This window comes from Phycisphaera sp., from assembly GCA_025916675.1.
In the GTDB taxonomy this organism is placed as follows: Bacteria; Planctomycetota; Phycisphaerae; order Phycisphaerales; family UBA1924; genus JAHCJI01.
On sequence record CP098402.1, the window covers coordinates 1,739,348 to 1,759,665 of the forward strand.

The 20,318-nt window shown below is 67.0% G+C and carries 18 protein-coding genes and 1 tRNA gene; 10 read left to right on the plus strand and 9 right to left on the minus strand.

All coding sequences use genetic code 11. The features are described 5' to 3' along the window. The first annotated feature begins 78 nt into the window (after window positions 1–78). On the plus strand, window positions 79–1,122 hold the full coding sequence (gene obgE, locus NCW75_07505; GenBank protein ID UYV14128.1) for a GTPase ObgE: 1,044 nt from the start codon (window positions 79–81) through the stop codon (window positions 1,120–1,122). Here the strand turns inward: obgE and NCW75_07510 are convergent. Together NCW75_07510 and lpxI are read right to left on the minus strand one after the other, a co-directional pair. Then, window positions 1,092–1,730, minus strand: coding sequence for a hypothetical protein (locus NCW75_07510; GenBank protein UYV14129.1), 639 nt, complete (start codon window positions 1,728–1,730; stop codon window positions 1,092–1,094). The two genes, obgE and NCW75_07510, sit on opposite strands and share 31 nt — an antisense overlap. 1 nt (window position 1,731) lies before the next feature. After that, window positions 1,732–2,616: a UDP-2,3-diacylglucosamine diphosphatase LpxI gene (gene lpxI, locus NCW75_07515; GenBank protein ID UYV14130.1), complete on the minus strand. Its 885-nt coding sequence runs from the start codon at window positions 2,614–2,616 to the stop codon at window positions 1,732–1,734. A 424-nt stretch (window positions 2,617–3,040) separates the two neighbouring features. Here lpxI and NCW75_07520 point away from each other — a divergent pair, with 424 nt between their 5' ends. The 4 genes from NCW75_07520 to NCW75_07535 are packed head-to-tail and all read left to right on the plus strand — an operon-like array spanning window position 3,041 to window position 8,672. Beyond that, window positions 3,041–3,604 (plus strand): hypothetical protein, encoded by a 564-nt coding sequence (locus NCW75_07520; GenBank protein ID UYV14131.1) that lies wholly within the window; start codon window positions 3,041–3,043, stop codon window positions 3,602–3,604. Continuing rightward, a complete protein-coding gene (locus NCW75_07525) occupies window positions 3,601–4,509 on the plus strand; it encodes a hypothetical protein (GenBank protein UYV14132.1) in 909 nt (302 codons plus the stop codon). Before NCW75_07520 ends, NCW75_07525 begins: the two co-directional genes overlap by 4 nt. Then, window positions 4,506–6,185: an RDD family protein gene (locus NCW75_07530; protein UYV14133.1), complete on the plus strand. Its 1,680-nt coding sequence runs from the start codon at window positions 4,506–4,508 to the stop codon at window positions 6,183–6,185. The genes NCW75_07525 and NCW75_07530 overlap by 4 nt, the downstream gene beginning before the upstream one ends. 21 nt (window positions 6,186–6,206) lie before the next feature. Next, entirely contained in the window at window positions 6,207–8,672 is a 2,466-nt protein-coding gene (locus NCW75_07535) for a tetratricopeptide repeat protein (protein UYV14134.1), read from the plus strand. 4 nt (window positions 8,673–8,676) lie between these two features. Here NCW75_07535 and cysS read toward each other — a convergent pair whose 3' ends face one another. After that, the gene (gene cysS, locus NCW75_07540) at window positions 8,677–10,278 is read right to left on the minus strand and encodes a cysteine--tRNA ligase (protein ID UYV14135.1); all 1,602 of its coding nucleotides are present in this window, start codon (window positions 10,276–10,278) and stop codon (window positions 8,677–8,679) included. Window positions 10,279–10,326: 48 nt separating this feature from the next. On the opposite strand from cysS, the gene NCW75_07545 reads away from it, so the two are divergent. After that, the gene (locus NCW75_07545; protein ID UYV14136.1) at window positions 10,327–11,250 is read left to right on the plus strand and encodes an MBL fold metallo-hydrolase; all 924 of its coding nucleotides are present in this window, start codon (window positions 10,327–10,329) and stop codon (window positions 11,248–11,250) included. Window positions 11,251–11,350: 100 nt separating this feature from the next. On the opposite strand, the gene NCW75_07550 is transcribed toward NCW75_07545, so the two are convergent. From NCW75_07550 to NCW75_07565, 4 genes are all read right to left on the minus strand, one after another. Next, window positions 11,351–11,815: a transcriptional repressor gene (locus tag NCW75_07550; GenBank protein UYV14137.1), complete on the minus strand. Its 465-nt coding sequence runs from the start codon at window positions 11,813–11,815 to the stop codon at window positions 11,351–11,353. A gap of 322 nt (window positions 11,816–12,137) precedes the next feature. After that, entirely contained in the window at window positions 12,138–12,821 is a 684-nt protein-coding gene (locus NCW75_07555; GenBank protein ID UYV14138.1) for a hypothetical protein, read from the minus strand. Window positions 12,822–13,020: 199 nt separating this feature from the next. After that, on the minus strand, window positions 13,021–13,590 hold the full coding sequence (locus NCW75_07560) for a hypothetical protein (GenBank protein ID UYV14139.1): 570 nt from the start codon (window positions 13,588–13,590) through the stop codon (window positions 13,021–13,023). Window positions 13,591–13,607: 17 nt separating this feature from the next. Further along, a complete protein-coding gene (locus tag NCW75_07565; protein UYV14140.1) occupies window positions 13,608–14,759 on the minus strand; it encodes an endonuclease/exonuclease/phosphatase family protein in 1,152 nt (383 codons plus the stop codon). 134 nt (window positions 14,760–14,893) lie between these two features. Between NCW75_07565 and NCW75_07570 the strand changes: the two genes are divergently transcribed. Then, window positions 14,894–15,805, plus strand: a complete 912-nt coding sequence (locus NCW75_07570; GenBank protein ID UYV14141.1) for a HEAT repeat domain-containing protein — start codon at window positions 14,894–14,896, stop codon at window positions 15,803–15,805. Here the strand turns inward: NCW75_07570 and NCW75_07575 are convergent. Continuing rightward, on the minus strand, window positions 15,802–16,593 hold the full coding sequence (locus NCW75_07575) for an ABC transporter ATP-binding protein (GenBank protein UYV14142.1): 792 nt from the start codon (window positions 16,591–16,593) through the stop codon (window positions 15,802–15,804). The two genes, NCW75_07570 and NCW75_07575, sit on opposite strands and share 4 nt — an antisense overlap. Before the next feature lie 133 nt (window positions 16,594–16,726). Between NCW75_07575 and NCW75_07580 the strand changes: the two genes are divergently transcribed. The 3 genes from NCW75_07580 (at window position 16,727) to nusG (ending at window position 18,455) form a co-directional block, all read left to right on the plus strand. Beyond that, window positions 16,727–16,799: transfer RNA gene (locus tag NCW75_07580), tRNA-Trp, on the plus strand. A 46-nt stretch (window positions 16,800–16,845) separates the two neighbouring features. Further along, window positions 16,846–17,517, plus strand: coding sequence for a preprotein translocase subunit SecE (secE, locus tag NCW75_07585; GenBank protein ID UYV14143.1), 672 nt, complete (start codon window positions 16,846–16,848; stop codon window positions 17,515–17,517). A gap of 155 nt (window positions 17,518–17,672) precedes the next feature. Then, entirely contained in the window at window positions 17,673–18,455 is a 783-nt protein-coding gene (gene nusG / locus NCW75_07590) for a transcription termination/antitermination protein NusG (GenBank protein UYV14144.1), read from the plus strand. Between the two features lie 71 nt (window positions 18,456–18,526). Here nusG and NCW75_07595 read toward each other — a convergent pair whose 3' ends face one another. Further along, window positions 18,527–20,290 carry a molybdopterin-dependent oxidoreductase gene (locus NCW75_07595; protein UYV14145.1) on the minus strand — a complete coding sequence of 588 codons (1,764 nt, stop codon included), beginning with the start codon at window positions 20,288–20,290 and terminating at the stop codon, window positions 18,527–18,529. Window positions 20,291–20,318: the final 28 nt, after the last annotated feature.

Sequence of the window (20,318 nt, forward strand, 5' to 3'; positions counted from 1 at the left end):
TCATCTCCCCCTGCGAGGCCCGGGCGCGAGCCCGGGCTTTTTGTTGCACGCCCAAGGTCTCGCGTACCATCCCCTCTCATGTTTGCCGACCGCGCCACTATCTCGATCTACGCCGGCAAGGGGGGCGATGGCTGCGTCTCGTTCAAGCGGGGCAAGGGCCTGCCCAAGGGCGGCCCCGACGGCGGCGATGGCGGCGACGGCGGGAGTGTCATCCTGGTGGCTGACGAGAACGTTGGCACGTTATTGGACTATCGGGGCAAGCACGATTGGCGGGCCAAGGGCGGCCGGCCGGGCGAGGGATCCCAGCGATACGGCGCGGGTGCCGACGACATCGAACTCCCGCTGCCACCGGGCACGCTGATCTACGACGACAACACGGGCGAGCTGCTGTGGGACCTGGCCCCGGGCGACCGGATCATCGGGGCCCACGGCGGCAAGGGCGGGCTGGGCAACGAGAAGTTCAAGAGCGCGACGAACCAGACCCCGCGGCAGGCGACCAAGGGCGAGCCCGGTGAGAAGCGTCGCATCAGGCTCGAACTGAAGCTGATCGCCGAGGTTGGCCTCGTCGGCCTGCCCAACGCGGGCAAGAGCACGCTGCTGGCCTCAACCACCGCCGCCGCGCCGAAGGTGGCCAACTACCCGTTCACCACCCTCAGCCCGCAGCTTGGCATCGCCGAGCTCGACGCCAGTCGCCGGCTGGTGATCGCCGACATCCCCGGGCTCATCGAGGGTGCCGCGGGCGGCGCGGGGCTTGGGCACGAGTTCCTGCGGCATGTCGAGCGCACGAGGGTGCTCATCCACGTGCTGGACATGGTGCCCGACAACGGCGACGCGGCCTCGAACTACAAGAGCATCCGTGCGGAGCTCGGCCAGTACACGCCCGCCCTACTCGAAAAGCCCGAGCTGATCGCGCTCAACAAGGCCGACCTGTTCGTGGACGATCAGGAACTGGCCGACACCGTCGCCGACGTGCGCCGTGCGCTCGACCTCGCGGACGATACCAAGGTCTTCATCATCAGCGGCGCCGCTCGCCAGGGCCTACGTGAACTCCTCGAAGCGGCGTGGAAGCTCGTGCATCCGGCCGGCCATACTCAGCCGGGCTGGTCGGCGTCTCCGGCTTGAGCCACCTCAAACAGCCCGAGCCACTCGACGTTGCCGGTGCCTGCCTTGGCGCTCTTGCCCTTGCGGCGTGAGCCCGCAATGGGCGACCTGGTCAGGCCATTGCACACGAAGCCGAGCGGCGCCACCGCCGCCACCGTTTCCTGCACGATTCGTTCCGCCTCGCCCTCGCTGGTGAGATGCTCGCCGCTCTCATAATGTGGCTTAATGAGGCTCACGATGCGACCGCCATCTCCGAGCCACCGGGCCGCTGCTGGCAGTGCGAGACGCTGGGGCGTCCAGCCCAGGTCCATCACGACGAGGTCGACGCGCTCGGCCGGCTTGAGGTGCAAGGCGTTCGCACGCTCGATGGTGCGCACGCGATCGTCCCGCCTGACGGCGTAGTCCAGGATGCCCTTGGCCGTATCGACCGCGACGATACGCCTCGCGCCGCACGCGAGCAGGCACTGGCTGAACCCCCCCACGCTCGCGCCCAGATCGGCGCAAGCCAAGCCCCCGGCGTCGATCTCGAACACGTGCAACGCGTGCTGGAGCTTATACAACCCGCGTGAAACGACCCGCGACACACCCATTGGTGTCGCGTTGGCCGCGTCGGCTGGTGGAGGGATCATGTCAGGCCGCGCCCACGGGCACACCGATGATGGCGATGCCCCGGCGGTCGGCCTCGGCGATGACGTCTTCCTTGTCGATCATGATGACGTCACCCGCGGCCAGCGCGAGGCAGCCCGCGCCGGCGTCGTGCATGCGCTCGATGGTCATCACGCCGATGGTCGGCACGTCGCTCCGGCGGTCGTGCCCGCATCGCGCGCCCTTGCACAGCGTCCAGCCCTTGGCCCGGCAGAGCATGCCGGCGCGTTCGATCATGCGGTCGGTGCCCTCGACGGCTTCGACGGCGATGATGTCACGCTCGCGGACCGCGACGGCCTGGCCGATGTCCAGACGCATCAGATCGACCAACTGGGGCCACACGAAATCAACGTCGGCCTGCTGGGCGGTCGTGGGCTGGCGGGTGGTCATGACGCCGGCGTCGGCGAGTTCCTGGGGGATCGAGGTCGTCGAGTCGAGCAGTTGCACGCCGCAGCGTTCGAGTTCATCGGCGATCGCGCCGAGCACGGCGTAGGAGCGTCGATCATGCCGCAGCTTCTGGTGCCAGGCGATGAGCGTGCGCATGTCGGGCACGTTGCGCACCATGCGGAGCGGGTCGTGCATGAGCTTGGCCTTGTCGACCTTGCCCACCATGATGGCGTGGCGCACGTTCCGCCTGGCCAGGGCCTTGCCCCAGCCGCCGACTCGGAACAGCCCCACCTCGTGGAAGCTCTCGCACATCTCCGGCAGGTCGGGCTCGTACATGTTCGCCAGACCGATGCCGTGGATGCGGTGGCCGATATCGCGCAATCCCTCGGCCACGATGATCGGCAGGCGGCCGGCACCCGCGATGAGACCGATGGCCGTCGGCGGGGTGGGCGGATCGGGCAGGATGACCAACGGACGGGGCACTCGGGATTCTCCCAGCATGGAACCGGCTCGGCGGTCGGTGATTATTGCGCAATCTTCGTAGTGGCCGCGTGATTCCAATCAATAACCGAACAATTGCTGGTCCGTTCAATTCCACGCTCGAACCGGGCCGATGCATAGTCCGTGAATCCGAACCACTATTCATCGGCAACCGCCAACTCCGGCGACCAGACCACCCGCACACCCCGTCCATGGATTGGTGTCCGGTTCACGTGTGCCGGGGCCTACGTGCGGGTGTATCGCGCCCCGGACGCCCCCTGTTACACGGCGCGCTGCCCGCGTTGCAGCATGGTCTGCCGCTTCCCCGTAGGCCCCGGTGGTACGAGCACCCGCCTGTTTGATGCCAGTTGCCGATGATGCTCCCTTGCAAGGCCGACGCCACCCCGGCCGTCGCGTAAAGTCGCTTGTGGCAAACCTCCCCGGCATCACCATCGGTCGACCCAACGAAACCTGCGCCCGCTCGGGAGAACCCCTGGAGCCTGGCGATCGCATCGTCTCGGTGCTGCTGATGGATCCGGGCGAGGGTTCGAGCCGGTTGGACGTGGCCGAGGCGGCATGGAGCGACGGCTGGCGACCCACAACCGAATGCGAGACCGTTGCGGTCTGGCGGGGCGTGATGCCCGCGCCCAAGGACAAGGCCAACGACCGGCCTGTGGACGACGAGGACCTGGTCGCGTTGTTCGATCAGATCGCCGAGCCGCAGGACGACCAGGCCGTCGAGCTCCGGTACGTGCTGGCGTGGATGCTGGTCCGCCGGCGTCGCTTGCGGTTCGAGGGGCAGCGCAAGGGCCAGTTGCGTGTGCGCCGGGTGACGGCGACGGGTGGGTACATCGACGATACACCGATCGAGGTGGCCGATCCGGGACTGGACGAGGACCAACTCGAGCAGGCGATGGAACGCGTGGCGGTATTGCTGTTGGGCGAACCCGAACCGGAAAATGAGAGCCAAGTCACGGGAGACGCGTCATGAGGCGGGCCCTTGGGTTGGTGTTGCTGGTCGTGTTCTGCGCGACTGGTTGCAATTGTGCTTCAAAGCCCGAGCCAAGCCCGCTCCCCGTGGGTTCGATCGACCTCTCGGCGTACACCTACGAGGAGGTTGCCGCCGCGATGAACCAGCGGGCCCAGCGGCTTGAGCGGTTCTGGGCGGCGACCACCACGACCGTCTGGTACATCGGCAAGGAAGGTGAGGACGAGGTCGACCAGCTCGAAGGCGACCTGCACATCGTCCAGCCCGATCACATCGCCCTGAGCATGCGCAAGATCGGCGTTGACGTCGCCGCCCTTGGTGCCAACGAGCGGTTCTATTGGTACATGGACCTGCTGGCCGACGATCCGATCGCCTCGATCGGCACGCACGCCAAGGCCGATCCCGATCGCCTGGCGGGCCTGGGCGTGCCGGTGCATCCGCTCGACCTGCTGCTGCTGCTGGGGTTCTCGAGCGTTCCCGGCGAACCGATGGACCCCGAGCAGCCGCTGAAGCTGTCCCCCAGGGGTGGCAACATCGTGCTCACGGCGCCGGCCCGTTGGGGCGTGGTCGAGTACACACTCGAGCCCGACACACTAGAGCCCGTGCGGGTGGTGCTCAAACGCGATCCCAGGCTGCCGCCCGTGCTGACGGCCGACATGTTGCGGGGCGGAACACTGTTTACCGATCGCGTGGATCGCGAGTTGCCCGACGTGAGCATCCCCGAGCGGGTGCTGATCGACGTGCCCGAGCTCGACGCCCGGGTACGCATCCGGTTTCTTGGCGCACAATCGAGCAAGCGGCGGCCCGATGAGCGGGCGTTCGATCTGGGTGATTCGCTCTCGCGCTACGGCGTGCGGCTGAAGCGCGACCTCGACGTGATGCACGCGCGGCCGGTGGAGCGACGATGAACCGCCCGAGCACCCGATGGTTCGCCGCGCTCGCCACCTGGCTGCTGGTCGCGGTCGCGGCTCGCGCCCAACTAGCCACGGGCGCATACGCCGATGGCAAGCGTGGCGATGAGCACGCCTGGGCCGTCACGCCATCCACGGTTTCGAGCGGCTGGGGCTTGTGGCACATCCCGCCGCGTTTCGGGCGGGGCGGGGCAAGGGACGGCGAGGTGCGCATCGTCGATTCGCTCGAACGCCAGCCGGCCGCCATCGCGGCAACGCGCGGGCGTGTGTGGATGGCCTTCGCCGGCTCGGGCAATCGCGCGGGCTACGGGTTCCTGACCGCCGCCGTCCAGCGTGGTGCCATCGATGGCACGTGGTTCACCGGGACCGGCGGTCGCCTGGCGTCGGCCGCGTATCTCGCAACCAAGGGCAAGGTCATCTCGATGGCCGCGGGGCCTTGGGGCCCGGTGGTGCTCGTCACACCGAGTGGCGGGCCGACCCAGATCGCGTGGCTCGATCGGGGCACCTGGACGTGGGCCGATGGGCCGGTACTCGTCGGCGAGCCGTCGCCATCGGTGATCGGCGTCTTGGCCGATCGGACGGTGTGTGTTGCCACGGTTGCCGGCGGATTGGTGTACACCTGGCGTGCGTCCCTGCCAGAGGCCGAGCCACGATCCGGCGGATTCGAGCTGATCGATCCCGATGAGATCCTGTCACCGGGTACCCAGACCGAGGACGAAGAGACGGCCCCAGCAATCCTGGAATGGACGCTGGAGACGATCAGCATCGCGAGCGTTGGAGAAGGGGCCCGTGTGGCTGCCGGTCCGGTGGCTATTGGAGCGAGGATCGTGCTTGCGTTGCAGGGGTACTCGCAGATCCACATCGTCGACGTGGTCGGCTCCCAGGCCAAGACGATCTACTCGGCACCCAAGGGCGGCGTCGCGCTCCTTCCCGCATCTCGGCGCGGGCTGATCGTGCGCTTGGGCGATGATGCCGAGGGTGCCGAGGGGCGCGCGGCAACGAAGCTGGTCATCGACGAGTTCTCGCTCGACACGGGACGCACGTTGTACCGGGGGCCAGCCGTCTTCGATGGGCCGGTCTCGCCGAGTGATATCCGTATCCTACTGGTCCTCATGATTCTTGTGAGCGCCACGCTGCTGCTGTTCATCGTGCGGACGACCGGCGAGAACACCCCCTTCGTGGCCCCGCCCGGGACGATGCTGGCACCAGCCATGCCGAGGCTGATGGCATCGGTGGCCGACGGATTGCTCGCGTTGTTGCTAGGCGGCGAGCTGGCGAAACTGCTGCCCGAGGGCTGGCTGGCGATGCGCATCGGTGCCGACGTGCTCGATTTTGCCCCGCTGATCATGGCCCTGGCCTTCGGTTTCGTCGCCGGATCGGTGCTTGAGGCCGCAACCGGCCGCACGCCGGGCAAGCTCATCTTCGGGCTCTTCGTGTCGCGATCGGGTTCGGTCGACGGGGCCGTTGTCCCGCCCCGCAAGCCGGGCATCGGGGCCTCGCTGGCCCGCAACGCCGTGAAATGGCTGCTGCCGCTGGTCGCGTTCGCGGGCGCCACGAGCCCCGCTCTGCGACACCGTGGCGACACGATGGCCGGGCTTGGGGTGATCGGCGAGGCCGTCCCGGTGGAGGGTCGTGGACATTCCGATCAAGATCAGGGGCCGGACGACCGATAGCGATCAGGGCATGCCGATTGCGTGCCCCATCGCGGAGGCGTTGTGGCGGCCGACGAGAGCCCTGAAGCTACCGAATCCAAGGATGCCCCGGGCCAGGACCCGGCGGTGACGCCGTGGCGTGAGATCTGGCAGGTGCCGACTCTCGGCATTTCGGTGGCCGTGCTGGTTATCGGCCTCGCTGTCACCGCCCTGCATCGGCCCATGCCCGACTACGACGCCCTGATGGCCGGGGCCGAGCGACGGATCGAGGCCCGGCGGTACGTCGAGGCCTTGGATGTGCTCAATGACAAGCTGGGCCCACTGCTGGATCGACCGTCGTTCACGCCCGAGCACCGGCGGCGGTTCCACACCCTGCGCGCGCGAGCGCTCGCGATGGGGCAGGCCGAACTCGCCGTGCGCCAGGAAGCCAACGACCGGAACATCGTGTCGGAGTATCGCGAGGCCGAGCGGCAAGGAGCCGCGCTCCGTCCGCAGGACGCGTTCTTCCTCGGTCTGGCGTACCTCGGGCTGGGCGAGATCGAGCCCGCGCTCGCGCGGGCCGACGCGATGCCGGCGACAGAACGGCCAAAGCGGCACGAGCTGTACCGCATGGCCATCGCCCAACCCGACGTGAACACGCCGGGCGGCCGCGAGCAGCTCATCGACTTCGTGACACGATTCGTTTCGGACCCGACGCTGGGCATCAACGACCGGGCGTGGGCGGAACTCCACCGCGCCCGCGTGCTGGCCGCGACGGGCGACTATGGGGGCGTGGTCGACCGTCTGCTCCGGTCGTACCCGCAATGGGCCCAGGCGTCACCCGAGCGACGGGCGGCGCTCAGCATCGAGATGGGGGCGGCGGAGATCGAAGTTGGCGATCTTGAATCGGCCCGCGCATCGCTCGAGCTTGGTGAGAAGCTGGCCGAGTCACAGTCAACCGAACGCGGGCAAGCGATGGTGCTGCTCGGGCGGCTTGACGAATTGTCCGGCAATCCGATGGACGCGCGCGATCGGTACCAGCGTGTGCTTCGTGAGCTCGGGTGGGCACCATCGGCGCAGGCGGCCCGGCTTGGGCTGGCCGAGGTCTACGCGGCCGAAGACGAGCCCGACCTCGCGATGGACCTCTTCCAGGAGGCGATCGCCGAATTGCACGACAGCGGGCCGGGCGGTGGCATCGATGCGGCCGTCTTGGAAAACGCGCTGCTGATGCAGCACCAGAACCAGACCGCGGCGGGGCAGATTGCCGAGGCGCTCCGGTACGCTCGCTTGGCCGAGCAGGTGAGCGACGGCGAGCGTTCGGCGGCGCTGGTGCTGGCCCTGGCCGACGCGAATGCCGCGATGGCCGACGAGCTGATCGAAGCGGCCGGCGGCCAGGTGGATGGCCACGCCGATCGGATCCTGCTCGATGCGGCCACGCGCGAGGAAGTGCGCATGCACCTTCGCTCGGCCGGCGGGTATTACGCCCTGCACGCCGACCTGCTGACCCTCGATGAGGAAGCGTTCGAGCGCAGCACGTGGCGCAGCGCGGTGAGTTTTGATCGGGCGGGCGATCTCGATCTGGCCGAGCAGAAGCTCACCACGTTCGTCACGGCGATCAGCGAGAGCCCGATGCGGGCCGAGGCAAGGTACCGGCTTGGTCGCATCTACCAGGCCCGCAACCGGCACTCGGCCGCGGAGGAGGCGTTCCGATCGATCATCGAAGACGCCAACAACCCGGACACGGGCAAGGGTGTCGGGCCGTTCGCGCTGCGATCGTACGTGCCACTGGCCGAGACGTTGCTGTCCGATGCCAATCCGGACAACGACCGCGAGGCGATGTCGTTGCTCGAACGTGTGCTCTCTGGTGGGTTGGTGGGCCCCACGAGCGAGGAATACCGCACGGCTCTGGTGGAACTCGGCACGCTGCACTATCGAAGCGGCCAGTACGTGCAGGCCATCGAACGGCTGCGCGAAGCCCTGGCTCGCTACGAGGGCGAACGCAAGGAGCAACAGATCCGATTCAGGCTGGCCGATGCGTTCCGCCTCGAAGGTGAACGCATCGGCACCGCGCTCACACAGGCCATGCCCGGCAGTGAACGCCGCGAGCTGCAACGCATGCGCAAAGATCGGCTCCGAACGGCGATCGAACAATTTGAGTACGCACGCGATGGGCTGGAGCAGATTCGTGATCCGTCGGCTTCGGAACGCGAGGCGCTCCGGAGCGCGTACTTCTTCCTGGGCGCGTGCGCGTATGACCTTGAAGACTACGAGCTGGCCGTGAAGCACTATGCCGCGGCGCACGCCAAGTACTCGAACGACCCGGCGGCGCTCGTGCCGCTGATCCAGATCGTGAGCGCCCGATTGCAACAGGGCGAGATGGCGCTGGCGCGGGCGGCCAACGAGCGGGCGCAGCGGTTGTACCAGAGCTTCCCCGACACGGTATGGGATGATTCGAGCCTGCCGATGACGCGCGATGATTGGCAGCGCTGGTTCCAGGCCAGCGAGCGGCTCGCGACCGCGGGCGGCTGAGTTCTCAGGCTCTCGTGACCTCGACCTTGCCGCCAGCGACGTCCTTGATGGCGTAACCCATTGCTGCCAGTTCGTCACGGATCGCGTCGGAGGCGGCGAAGTCCTTGCTGGCTCGGGCGGCCTTGCGTTGCTCGAGTTTTTCGATGACCGCGGGGTCGGGGGTAAGTCCCGGAGCGAAGAGGCCGATGGTGGTGTCGGCAGACTCGGGGCGTTCGAGGGAGAGCACGCCAAGAACGGCGTCGAGTTGCATCAGGATGTCGGCGTCGGCCTTGGTTGGCTCGCTCAGCTCCCCCACCATCGAGTTGATCGCGGCGACGGCGGCAGCGATGTTCATGTCGTCGTGCATCGCATCGACGAACTCGTCGCGTGCAAGCGTGGACGCTGCATTGGCTTCGCCCACCGAACTCGAAGTTTGCACCCTTCGCCACCGCTCGATCATCCGCTGGCTGTCCTTAAGCAATTGCTCGGTGAAGTCCGCGTTCGTGCGATAGTGTGTACGTGTAAGTGCCAGACGCAGCGCCGCGGGCTCGACGCCCTTGGCGAAGAGGTCTCGGGCGGTGAAGAAGTTGCCCTTGCTCTTGCTCATCTTCTGGCCGTCGACGAGCAGGAATCGTGTGTGCAGCCAGTGGCGGGCGAAGGGGGCGTCGTTTGGTTCGGCGTTGAAGGCGCAGCAGCTCTGGGCGATCTCGCACTCGTGGTGGGGGAAGATGTTGTCCTCGCCGCCGGTGTGCAGGTCGATGAGGGGTTGGCCGTTCGGCACGTTTCCATCGGGAAAAGCGGCCTTGGCGAGGACCTCGTAGGCCATGGCCGAGCACTCGACGTGCCAGCCGGGGTAGCCGGCGCCCCAGGGGCTGTCCCATTTCATGAGGTGGGTCGCGTCTTCCTTCCACAGCAGGAAGTCGGCGGGGTGGCGTTTGGTCTGCTGGTTGGCGTCGTTGATGCGGCCGCCCGCCCCCGAACGGAGGGCGTCGAGGGTGTTGCCGCTGAGCGAGCCATAGGAGTTGAAGGCGTTGACGCTGAAGTAGACGGCGCGGCTGCCTTGCTCGCCAGTGGCATAAGCGCAGTCGCGTTCGATGAGTCGCTCGATGAGTTCGATCATCTTGGGCACGTAGGCGGTGGCGCGGGGCATCATCTCGGGCTCGCCGGCGACTTTGAGCCCGAGCTTGCCCGCGTCTTCGATGAAGCGATCGGCGTAGAAGGTCGCGATGGCGTAGGGGTCGGCGGGGTCGATGAAGGCACCGGCGGGCAGCTTGCCGGCCTTCTTGGCTTCGAGCAGCCGCGTGCGGGCGGCGTCCATCTTGTCCTCGCCCCCGCCGTCGGCCTGATCATCGTCGGTCATGTGGCCGACGTCGGTGATGTTCATGGCGTGGCGAACCGTTCGCGGGCCCGCGTGCTCGTTGCCCTTGGCGTCCTGGATGGTGCACAGCGGGCTCTCGAGCCAGCGGCGGAGTAGGTCGGCGATGAGGAAGGCCCGGAAGTTGCCGATGTGGGCGTCGTCGTAGACCGTCGGGCCGCAGGAGTAGAAGGTGACCTCGCCCGGGTTGGTGGCGCGGAAGGGCTCGACGCGCTTCGTGAGGGTGTTGTACAGGTGCAGGCTCTTGGGCATGGGCGATCATAGAACGAACGGGTGGGTGTTTGCGGCGTACGCTGGCTCGTGAGTGAGCCGAAGCAGCAACAACCCAGGCATCGGCAGGTTTCGTTCGAGTTCCTGGGCACGGGCGTGTCCAGCGGCGTGCCGGTGATCGGCTGCTCGTGCCTCACCTGCACCAGCGGCGATCCCAAGGACAACCGGCTGCGGTGCTCGGCGGCGCTGCGGTTTGGCGATGACCGGGGCGAGGAGCGGACCATCCTGTTCGACGCGGGGCCAGACCTGCGTCAGCAGGCGCTCAGGTCCGGGCTCGAGCGTGTCGACGCGCTGCTGTTTACGCACAACCACGTCGACCACACCTGGGGGCTCGACGAGCTGCGACGGTTCAACACGCTGATGGAAGGGCCGGTGGACATCTACGGCAACGACCACACGCTGGACTTCCTGCGGCGGGTGTATGGGCACATCTTCGACGCCAAGAGCAACGTGCAGCCGAGCTATGTGGCATCGGTTATCCCTCACCGCCTGCTGCCGCTGGTGCCCGAGGAGATGTTCGGCCTGAAGATCACGCCCATCCCGTTGCTGCATGGCAGGCTGCCGGTGCTGGGGTTTCGTGTCGAAGCGGCCCACTCCACCGTGGCCGGGCGCACCGGGATCGACGAGTTGCTGCCGCTGGCGTATTGCACCGACGTCTCGGGCATCCCGCCCGAGAGTTGGCCGCTGCTCGGAGGGCTGCGGACGCTGGTGCTTGGGGCACTCCGACCACGGCGGCACCCCACGCACTTCTCGATCGACGAGGCCGTGGCGGCGGCGGAGAAGATCGGTGCCCAGGAGACGTGGTTCATCCACATGAACCACGAGGTTCGGCACGAGCCGGTGGATCGGGCGCTGCCGGGCGGCATCCGGCTGGCGTGGGATGGGCTGGTGCTACCGCGGACGCGGGCGGAGGAGCGGAGCGAGGGGGAGTGGGCGCTGGGGTGGCGGGAGTAGAAGAGACCTAACGCAGAGGTCGCCGAGGGGTAGGAACAGAAGCGATCGCCAGGCCGCACCCTCTAGGATCTCCGCGACCTCTGCGTTCAACGCTTCTGTGTTACTCCGCCGCCAGATGGATGCTGATCCGCCCCACCTTGACACCCAGCCGCTGCTCGATCTCGTCGATCAACGCTGGGTCGCGGACGCCGGCCATGACGCGGCGGCTCAGGTCGTCGGGCAGGTCCACCAGCGAGCCGTCGGGGGCCTGGACGTGGGCGTGCTCGTCGGTGATGGCGTCGAAGCGGGTAGGACCGCCCGGCGTCGCCAGCTTGCGGCACAGGCCGCGCTGGGTCAGGGTCTCAAGCGTGTTGTAGACGGTCGCTAGCGAGATCGTGCCATCGCCAGCCTCCGGGGTAGCCTTGACGGCGTCATAGATCGCCTCGGCCGTGGGGTGCTCGCGTGTGCCGGCCAGGGCGGCGTAGACGACCTGCCGCTGGCGGGTGCAGCGCAGGCCATGGGCGGCGAAGAGGGCGCGGTGGTCGGCGTGCGTGGGTGGGCCCTGGTTGTTCGTGGGGTCCGACATCTTGGAGAGATGCTAGGGATGGCGGCCGAACGTGGGCGAGGGGGGGCGAGACGCCGCAAGCAGTTATCGCACCGGCGGCGGAGCGACATCCGACCGGTCGTCGGTCACCGACGACCGGTCATCGGTCATTCATGACGGCTCATCGGTCGCTCATGACCGCTCATCGGTCGCTCGTGACCGCTTCCGAACGATCGGGGACCGCTCCTGGGTGGCTCGGGACCGCTCCCGAACGACCGGGGACCGCTTCCGGGCCATCGGGGACCGCTCCCGAGCCGTTCGGGCGGTGGTCCGAGAAGGGGGGCGAACCCGAGGATTCGTCGTCTTAGAGCACGCGGCCGCTCCGCGCGGCCCGGGCGTACTCGACCAAGTGGGGCGGCGGCGTCCGGGCATGGAGGAAACCATCGATGATCGTCCGGATGCGGGGTGTCAACTCGCCGTGCAGGTGGCCAAGGCCGTGCAGGGCGCTGTGCAGGCAGGTCGAGGTGCGGCAGGTGTGCAGGATCGTCTCGAGCACCTTCAGGCCCGGCTCGGCCAGGTGGGGCAACTCGCCGATCGGATGCACCAGGTACTGGAGCTGGTCCATGTCCCAGATCATGTAGACCGCGCCATCGAGGTGCAGGTCGTCCACGAAGTTCTGGTCGGGATCGGTGCCATGCCCGCAGCACAAGCGGTCGAAGCACCGCGTGTACAGGTTGGCCACCGACGCGACGCATCGGGCCTGCATGGCCGGATCGATTCCACTAAAGCGGATGTCCTCCCACGAGCCCGAGCCCACGCCGAAGAGAAACCAGACGCCATCGCCGATCTGGTCATCGCTGAACATCGTTTCAAGCTCCGGCGGCTCGCCGCAGAAGCGGTGCATGTACCGGGCGACGGTGGCGGGCTCGGGCTCCAGGTACGGATTCGCTCCTCGGGGCCCGGCTTGGGGGTGCATGAATTCGGCGTAGCCCCTGGTGAAGGCGTACTCGATCCAGCCCTCGTACGTCGTCTCGTGTGCGGCTGCCATCTTGCCCCCGTGCCCGCGCGCAACGCACGCCTTCGATCTTTGCGGGACCTTCGCGTGCAACGGCAGGGGTCCGCGAGCTTACGCTCGCGGCTCGGACGGAGCGGGCTCGCCCTCTCGCCGCTCTTCCTCCCGCACCTTCTGCGTGCCCTCCTCGATCGTCTGCTAGGCCTACTCCATGTCGTCGCCCTTGGGGTCGGGCTCAGTCGTTGATGGAAAAGCCGTGGCCGGGCAGGTAGACGAGGCCGAAGCCCTGGTAGGGCCAAGCCCGATCGCGGTAGGCGTTGTGCTGGCCGTTCATGGATTGGACGTGGGCGATGAAGCGTTGGTCCTCGGCGGTGATGTGCCATTCGGCAAGCAGGGCACCGGGCATTATGGCGACCAGTGCCAAGCCACCAACCATCGCGATCGTGTGTGCCGAGATTGGGCGGTAGGCGGGAGGGGCCGACGGATGTTCGCCGCACTCGCAGCAGCGGGCCGCGGTGACGCCCTGTTGGGAGTAGTTGCATCGCCAGCAGCGACCACGACGAGCGCGTCGGCGGAGCAGCGAGGCATGGCTGGCTCGGCAGAGTTCCACAATGCACCACAGCCACAGCCCGGCGAAGATGCCCGGCACAATCGCGAGCACGAGGATCGCGCTTGGCACGCCCCGGGGCTCGGGCATGAAGGTCCAGGCACGGAAGGAGCCGTAGAAGTAGAAGCCGAACGCGGCGGGAATGGTGAGGGACGCAAGAGCGAGGGGCAAGCAATGGACCCAGAAGCGGGCAGGCATGATGCAAAGGGTAGCTGCTACGACCCCTGACGGGCTTCCTCCTTGCCATTCTCGATCGTCTCTTCGGCCTCTTCGAGGTCGTCGCCTTGCGGATCGGGCTTGGCTTGCGTGGCCGGGGCGGAGGGCTCGAGGGACAGCGTCACGATCACCGGGTGGTGGTCGGAACCGATGCCCGGGAGCACCTCCATGCCCATCAGCCGGAAGTGCTCGGACGCGAAGACGTGGTCGATCGGGAAGCGGTACACGCGGCTCTCGGCGCTAAACGAGTTGTACAGCCCGCGGCCGATGCGTGGATCGAGCAGCCCGCTGACGCGCCGGAAGAGCCTGGTGGTGTGCGACCAGGCCACGTCGTTGAAGTCGCCCGCGACGATGGTGGGCGTGTCGCGCCCAGCATCGCGGGCTTGCTTGATCTCCTTGGCGACGGTGATCAGCTCGGCGTCGCGCTGGCCGCTGTCTTCTCGCTCGGTCTCGCTCGGTCGCTTCAGGCCCGGGGGCTTGGGGTGCAGCCCCCGGAATGAGAGGGTCTCGCCCGAGCGCAGGCGGATCTCGGTATCAATCGATGGCACCTCATCCTCGACGAGGAACCGGACCCGTGGGTTGATGAGTTCCAGCCGGGAGTACAAGAGCATGCCGTAGTGGTTCTCTTGCGGCTGGAGGACCGTGTGGGGGTACTCGTCTTGGAGCGCTTCGAGTTGGTCTTTCCACCAGTGCGTGGGCTCGGCCAGCAGCACGACGTCGGGCCGTTTCTCGTCGATCAATCGCAGCAAGGCGAGGCTCTCGCGGCTGTCGTAGCGCACGTTGAAGATAAGCAGGCGGATGGACTCCTCGTTCGATGGATCGCGTGAACGTTCCATCTGGACCGGCGCGAGCGGTGTGTAGGGAAAGATGCGGAAGACCTGCCACCCCAGGGCGATGACCAGCAGCGTGGGGATGATGGCTCGCGAGACCAGGCTCGCGAGCGACGGCGCAGGACCACCGCTCTGGCGGTACGCGAGAACGCCCAGACCGACCTGGGCAAGCAGCACCACGACCATAATCACGACGATCTGGACCCGCGGGAAGTCGAAGCCCCGAACCCACCACTGGGTGGTCCGGATGAGCGGCATCAGCGTGCACACGCACAAGGCCGAGGCGAGCACCGCGAGCAGGATGCGAAGGGTGAGCAGCATGGGGTCTGGAGTGTATCCCTGAGATCGAGGGGCTCCGTAACCAGCCGACGGGCGTAGCGGACAGGTATGCGGAACATCACGGTGCCGAGTTGGTAGCATCGGCCATGGTCGAATCAGTGAACGATCAATCTTGGATGCCTGACGCAGCGACAAGCCGGGCGTTTGCCGGGGCGGTCGCGGCGTTTGGGGAGCGGGTGGATGGGTTGAGGCCGGTGTCGCAGGACGAGCGCGTGAAGCCCAGATGGCGTCACGACGACGATCCGGAACTGACTCCACCGGTCGTTGAGGCGTACGCCGCGACGTACCAGATGGTGATCGAAGACCATGCGACGCCTCGGGCACTTGCGGCCGTCCTTTGGTGTGCGGCTTCGAGAAGGACGTATGTGAGCGACCCGGGGACGGACATGCTCAACTTCCTGGCCGCACAGTTCAATATCGCGCAGCAGTCCATCGTCTGGCGTTCTCGGTGTCGCATCTGGTACGCTCGACGATCGGCGCTGGGATCCCTCAGTACCAGGCTGCCAGCCGGATTGAACGCGGCCTTGATTACGAGCGCGCTCGCGGATCGATCCAGCAGAGTGCGGTTCATGGCGGCGCGGTGTGTGAGCGGTTGCGAAGCCAGGAGCACACTCCCTGCTCTACGGCGCGCTCTTCAGGTCGAGCAGGATGACGCTACCCGAGCGTTCATGAACACGATGTACCATACATGCGACAAGGGTTGGCACGTTTCCGCCTGCGCCCACGACGAAGACCAGGTGGAACTCTGCCTGCGAACGGTTCGGTCTGGCGCCGGCCTGAGCCATACATGGCACTCAAAGAAGCTACACGATCGGATCGGGCCCGAGATGCTCGCCACACTGGCTGCGAAGCGGCCAGAACCCTTCCCCGACGGCATCAACCCGCTTCCCGCGACGCCCAGCGCTGCTGAGCCAATCTGGTTGCACTCCGTCGCGCATCGCCCGTATGTCGACCCGGGTCTGGCGAACGGTGCCAGCATCTCCAAGATACTGAAGTCCCGTCACGGAGCGGCACCCGCTCGGACCTAGTCGACTATGCCCGCCGCCCGCGTCCGAAGCCGCCGGTCCCACTCCACCACGCCGTCCTTCAGGCGGATGATCCGCTCGCAGCGGTCGGCGACCGAGTCGTCGTGGGTGACCATGAGGATGCTCATGCCCTCGCTGTGCAGCTTCTCGAAGAGGGTGAGGATTTCCTCGCCGGTGCTCGAGTCGAGGTTGCCTGTGGGCTCGTCGGCCATGAGCACTCTCGGCTCGGCGACGAGGGAGCGGGCGATGGCGACGCGTTGTTGCTGGCCGCCGGAGAGTTCTCTCGGGCGGTGGCCCAGGCGGTCGCCCAAGCCGACCAGGCCCAGCTTCTCGATCGCCCGCTCGCGGCGTTCGCTGGCCTCGACGCCCTGGTAGAAGAGGGGGACGGCCACGTTGTCCTCGACGGTGAGCTGGGGGATGAGGTTGAAGGCCTGGAAGACAAAGCCGATAGTGCGGCCTCGGAACTGGCTGAGCCCCTCGTCGTCCATTTCGTTGATGTCCTTGCCGGCCAGGAGGTACTGGCCCTCGGTGGGCTGGTCGAGGCAGCCCAGGATGTTCATCAGCGTGCTCTTGCCCGAGCCGGAGGCCCCCATGATGGCGACGTACTCGCCCTGGTGGACGGTGATGTCGACGCCTCGGAGGGCCTTGACCATCACCGAGCCATCGGGCTTGTAATAGACCTTCTGCACGCCCTTGAGCTCGGCAACGGTCGGCCGGCCGGCGTAGGGATTGGGGACATCCCCAGATTTGGCGAGGTTGGAGGCGGGCTCGGCTGTGGGCGGTTGGGTCATCGAGGTACTCTAACCGGCCGCAAGCCGGGCGGTTGGGGTGCAGAACGGGCGTGCGCGGGCTTTCTTGTCGATAGGAGTGCGCCAATCATGTAGGCCCGGCGGGAGTTTGGCTGCCGCCAGGGTGATATCCCGGACGCCAGTGGCTCAATTGGTAGAGCAGCGGATTCCAAATCCGCAGGTTGGGGGTTCGAGTCCCTCCTGGCGTGTTCGCAGGTATGTGGCCCCGGTTTGTGGGGCGGATTCGGAGAAAAGATGGCAGTTGCGATCTACAAGCCCGGGCAGGGGTACTGGACCCGGGTGATGACGGCGGTGTTCGCGGGCGTGCTGGTGCTGGCCGCGGCGGTGTGGCTGTATGGGCAGGCCCTGCTCATCCCGCTGCCCGACCGGGCCTGGATCACCACCTACGGCAGCGTCGTCGACTTCGATCCGGGCCAGCAGGTCGAGCTTCTGGGTGAGGCGACCATCGGCGAGCGGCCCGTCGTGGGCAGCGCCACCGTGGAAACCGTCGCAACCGGCAGTGATGGCGGCACGATCACGATGGTGGACCCCCAGCTCGAGGAGGGCACGATCCGGTCGCAGGTCGGAGCCCTGCGAGCCCAGAGCGGGCAGGTCGCCTCGATTTCCGGCGGCGTGCGCGGGCTGCCGATTGTCGAGCGGATCTACGTCCAGGGTGGCATGGTCGTGCTGGCGGTGTTGCTCGGGGCGGTCGTCATCGTGTACTTCGTGGCGATGAAGAAGGCGTCGGTGGACTTCCTGATCGCCACCGACGGCGAGATGAAGAAGGTCAACTGGTCGACGCGCAAGGACATCCTGAATTCCACCTGGGTGGTGATCGGGGCGTCGGCGCTGCTGGGCCTCTACCTGTTCGGGTTCGACACCGTCTTCGCCGCGTTCTTTCGGGCCATCCACGTGATCGACATCTAAGCACGACCGGCACCCCGTGCCGTGGCCATCGCCCTGAGGGGCTGGACTGCCGGCTCTTTTGGGATACGATTCCTCGGATCGGCCGTGGACCGCTGTGCAGCGTGTCTGCGGCCGCTGTCTTTTTTTTGCGTGTTCTAATTTTGGAGCAAAGCGCGATGATCGAAGGCGAGCAGACGACCCAGGCCGACGCGAGCACCCCCCCCGCAACCGAAGCCGACGCCCCCACCACGCCCGTGCCCGCCGAGGCGGCGGCGGAGGCGTCCTCGGTCGAGGCCAAGCCCGAAGCGACGGCCGACAGCACGCCCGAGGCCTCGCCCCCCGCTCCGGAGCAGCCTGCCGAGGCCGAGAAGGCTGGTACGGAAAGCGATGAGCCCATCGTCCAGCCGGGCATGAGCTGGTTCGCACTTCGGGTTGCTTCCAACAAGGAGAGCTCGGTCCGCGACACGCTGCTCCGCAAGGTCCAGATCGAGCACAAGACCGAGTTCGTCGGCCGCATCCTGGTGCCCACCGAAAAGAGCCGCACGTTCAAGAACGGCAAGGTGAAGATCAGCGAGACCAAGCTCTACCCCGGCTACGTGTTCGTCGAGATGAAGCTCGAGGACGACGGCCGCATCCCCCAGGACGTGTTCTTCCTGATCAAGGAGACCACAGGCGTGGGCGACTTCGTGGGCACGCCGCGGCCGACGCCGCTGGAGTTGCACGAGATCGAGAAGATCCAGCTCAGCAGCCGCGCCCCCGAGGAAGAGCCCGAGGTTCGCATGAACTTCGTAAAGGGCGAGCACGTGACGATCAAGGAGGGCCCGTTCGAGGGCTACGAGGGAAGCGTCGACGAGTTGCTGCCCGACAAGGGCCTTGTCCGCGTGCTGGTGACAATCTTTGGTCGGCAGGCGCCCATCGAGATCGAGGAGTGGAAGCTGGGCAAGGCCGACGAGAGCTGAGCGACGCTCTAGAGACACGAAGAGCCGCGCCTTTGAGCGCGGCTTTTTTTGTTGGTCGAAGATGTGGAGAGTTAGAGCTCGACGACGCGCATATCCCCACCCTTGTTGGCAGCCTTGGGCGGCAACGATACGTCGCTCGCAAATTCCGGCAATCCCGCTTCGGCCATCTGGGTGCGCACGTAGGCGGCGGTGAAGAGCAGGCCGCGGGGCAGCTCGACCTCGGTGGCCTGGGGCACCTGGCCCGGCCCGTCGTCGACCACGGCCACGTCGGGGCGGCGGAAGTTCGACTCGGGCTTGGCGGCGATGTAGCCGTCGACGCCGCTCGCGGCCAGCAGGTCGTGGGCGATCTGGCCCTCGGTGCGGGCCATGGGCGGGATGGCGGCGTCGAAGGCTTGGAGCAGGCCGCGGTGGTTCTCGAACGTGCCGGCCTTCTCGGCCCAGGTCGCGCCGGGCAGCACCACGTCGCTGGCGTCGACCAAGCGGGTGGGCAGGGTGTCGATGAGCACGGTAAAGCGATCGCTCGCGGCGTCGGCCAGCTCGGCGGGTGCCCAGTCGCTGGGGTAATTGCCGGTCAGGATGAGCGCGCCGGCGTTCTTGATCGCGTCCAGAAAATCGTGGAACTCGACGGGATCGCTGCCGCAAACGGCCTTGAGTACACGACGCACGCCGCGGGCGTTGGGGGCCTTCTCGGCGACCATGACGAAGGCGTCGTCGTCATCGACGCTCTTGGTGGGCGGGAAGGCCTTGTCTTCGCCCTTGGTGGGCACGGGGCCGACGGCGAAGATGGCGTTGTCGTCGAGGCTCTTGGCCAGGGTAGCTAAGGTGTAGGCCTCCTCGCAGGGCAGCATGGGGCTGACCAGGATGGCGAGCTTGCCGCCCTTGTCGGTCGCGGCCTGGATGCCGTCGAGGGCGGCACGATACGCGCGGGGCCACTCTGCCTCGACCAATGCGCCGTAGCGGCGCGACTTGGGCTCGGTCAGCCGGTCGCTGCGGTGGATGAACTTCCAGCCGTAGCGGACCTCGTCGGTGATCCAGAACTTGTTGACCTTCTGGTTCTCGCGCGGCTTGACGCGGTAGACCTTGCCCTCGTTGTGCTCGATGGAGATGTTGTCGCCGCTGGCGGTGATGCCGTCGATGCTGGAAGTCTTCTTGAGGAACCACACGCGCTGGGCGAAGAGGAAGTCCTTGTCGAGCAGCGCGCCCACGGGGCACAGGTCGACGACGTTGCCGGAGAGTTCGTTGTCCAGGGCCTTGCCGGGGAAGACGTCGATCTCGCTGCGATTGCCGCGACCGCCGATCATCAGCTCGCCCGCGCCGGCGATCTCCTTGTCGAACCGCACGCAGCGGGTACACATAATGCAGCGGTCGGCGTAGAGCCAGACGTGCGGGCCCAGGTCCTTCTTGGCCTGCTTGACCTTCTGCTCCTGGAATCTCGACACGCCGCGGCCGTACTCGTAGCTGTAGTCTTGCAGGAAGCACTCACCGCTCTGGTCGCACACCGGGCAATCCAGCGGGTGGTTGATGAGCAGGTACTCCATGACGGCCTTCTGGTTGGCGACCGCCTTGGGGCTATCGGTGTAGACGACCATGCCGTCGCCGGCCTGCGTGGTGCAGGTGGGCTGGAGCTTGCCGCCGGCCTGCGGCTCGAGCTTGTTCTCGTTGCGGGGGTTGGGGGCCCAGATCTCGCCCAGGCAGATGCGGCATTGGGCCGGCCGGCTCAGGGCGTCGTGATAGCAATAGAAGGGGATCTCGACATCGTGGGCGTTGGCCACCTGGAGGATGGTCTGCCCGGGCTCGAAGTCGACGGTGCTGCCGTTGATGGTGATGCTGGGCATGGGCGGCGGGTCTTCCGTGAAGGGGCTT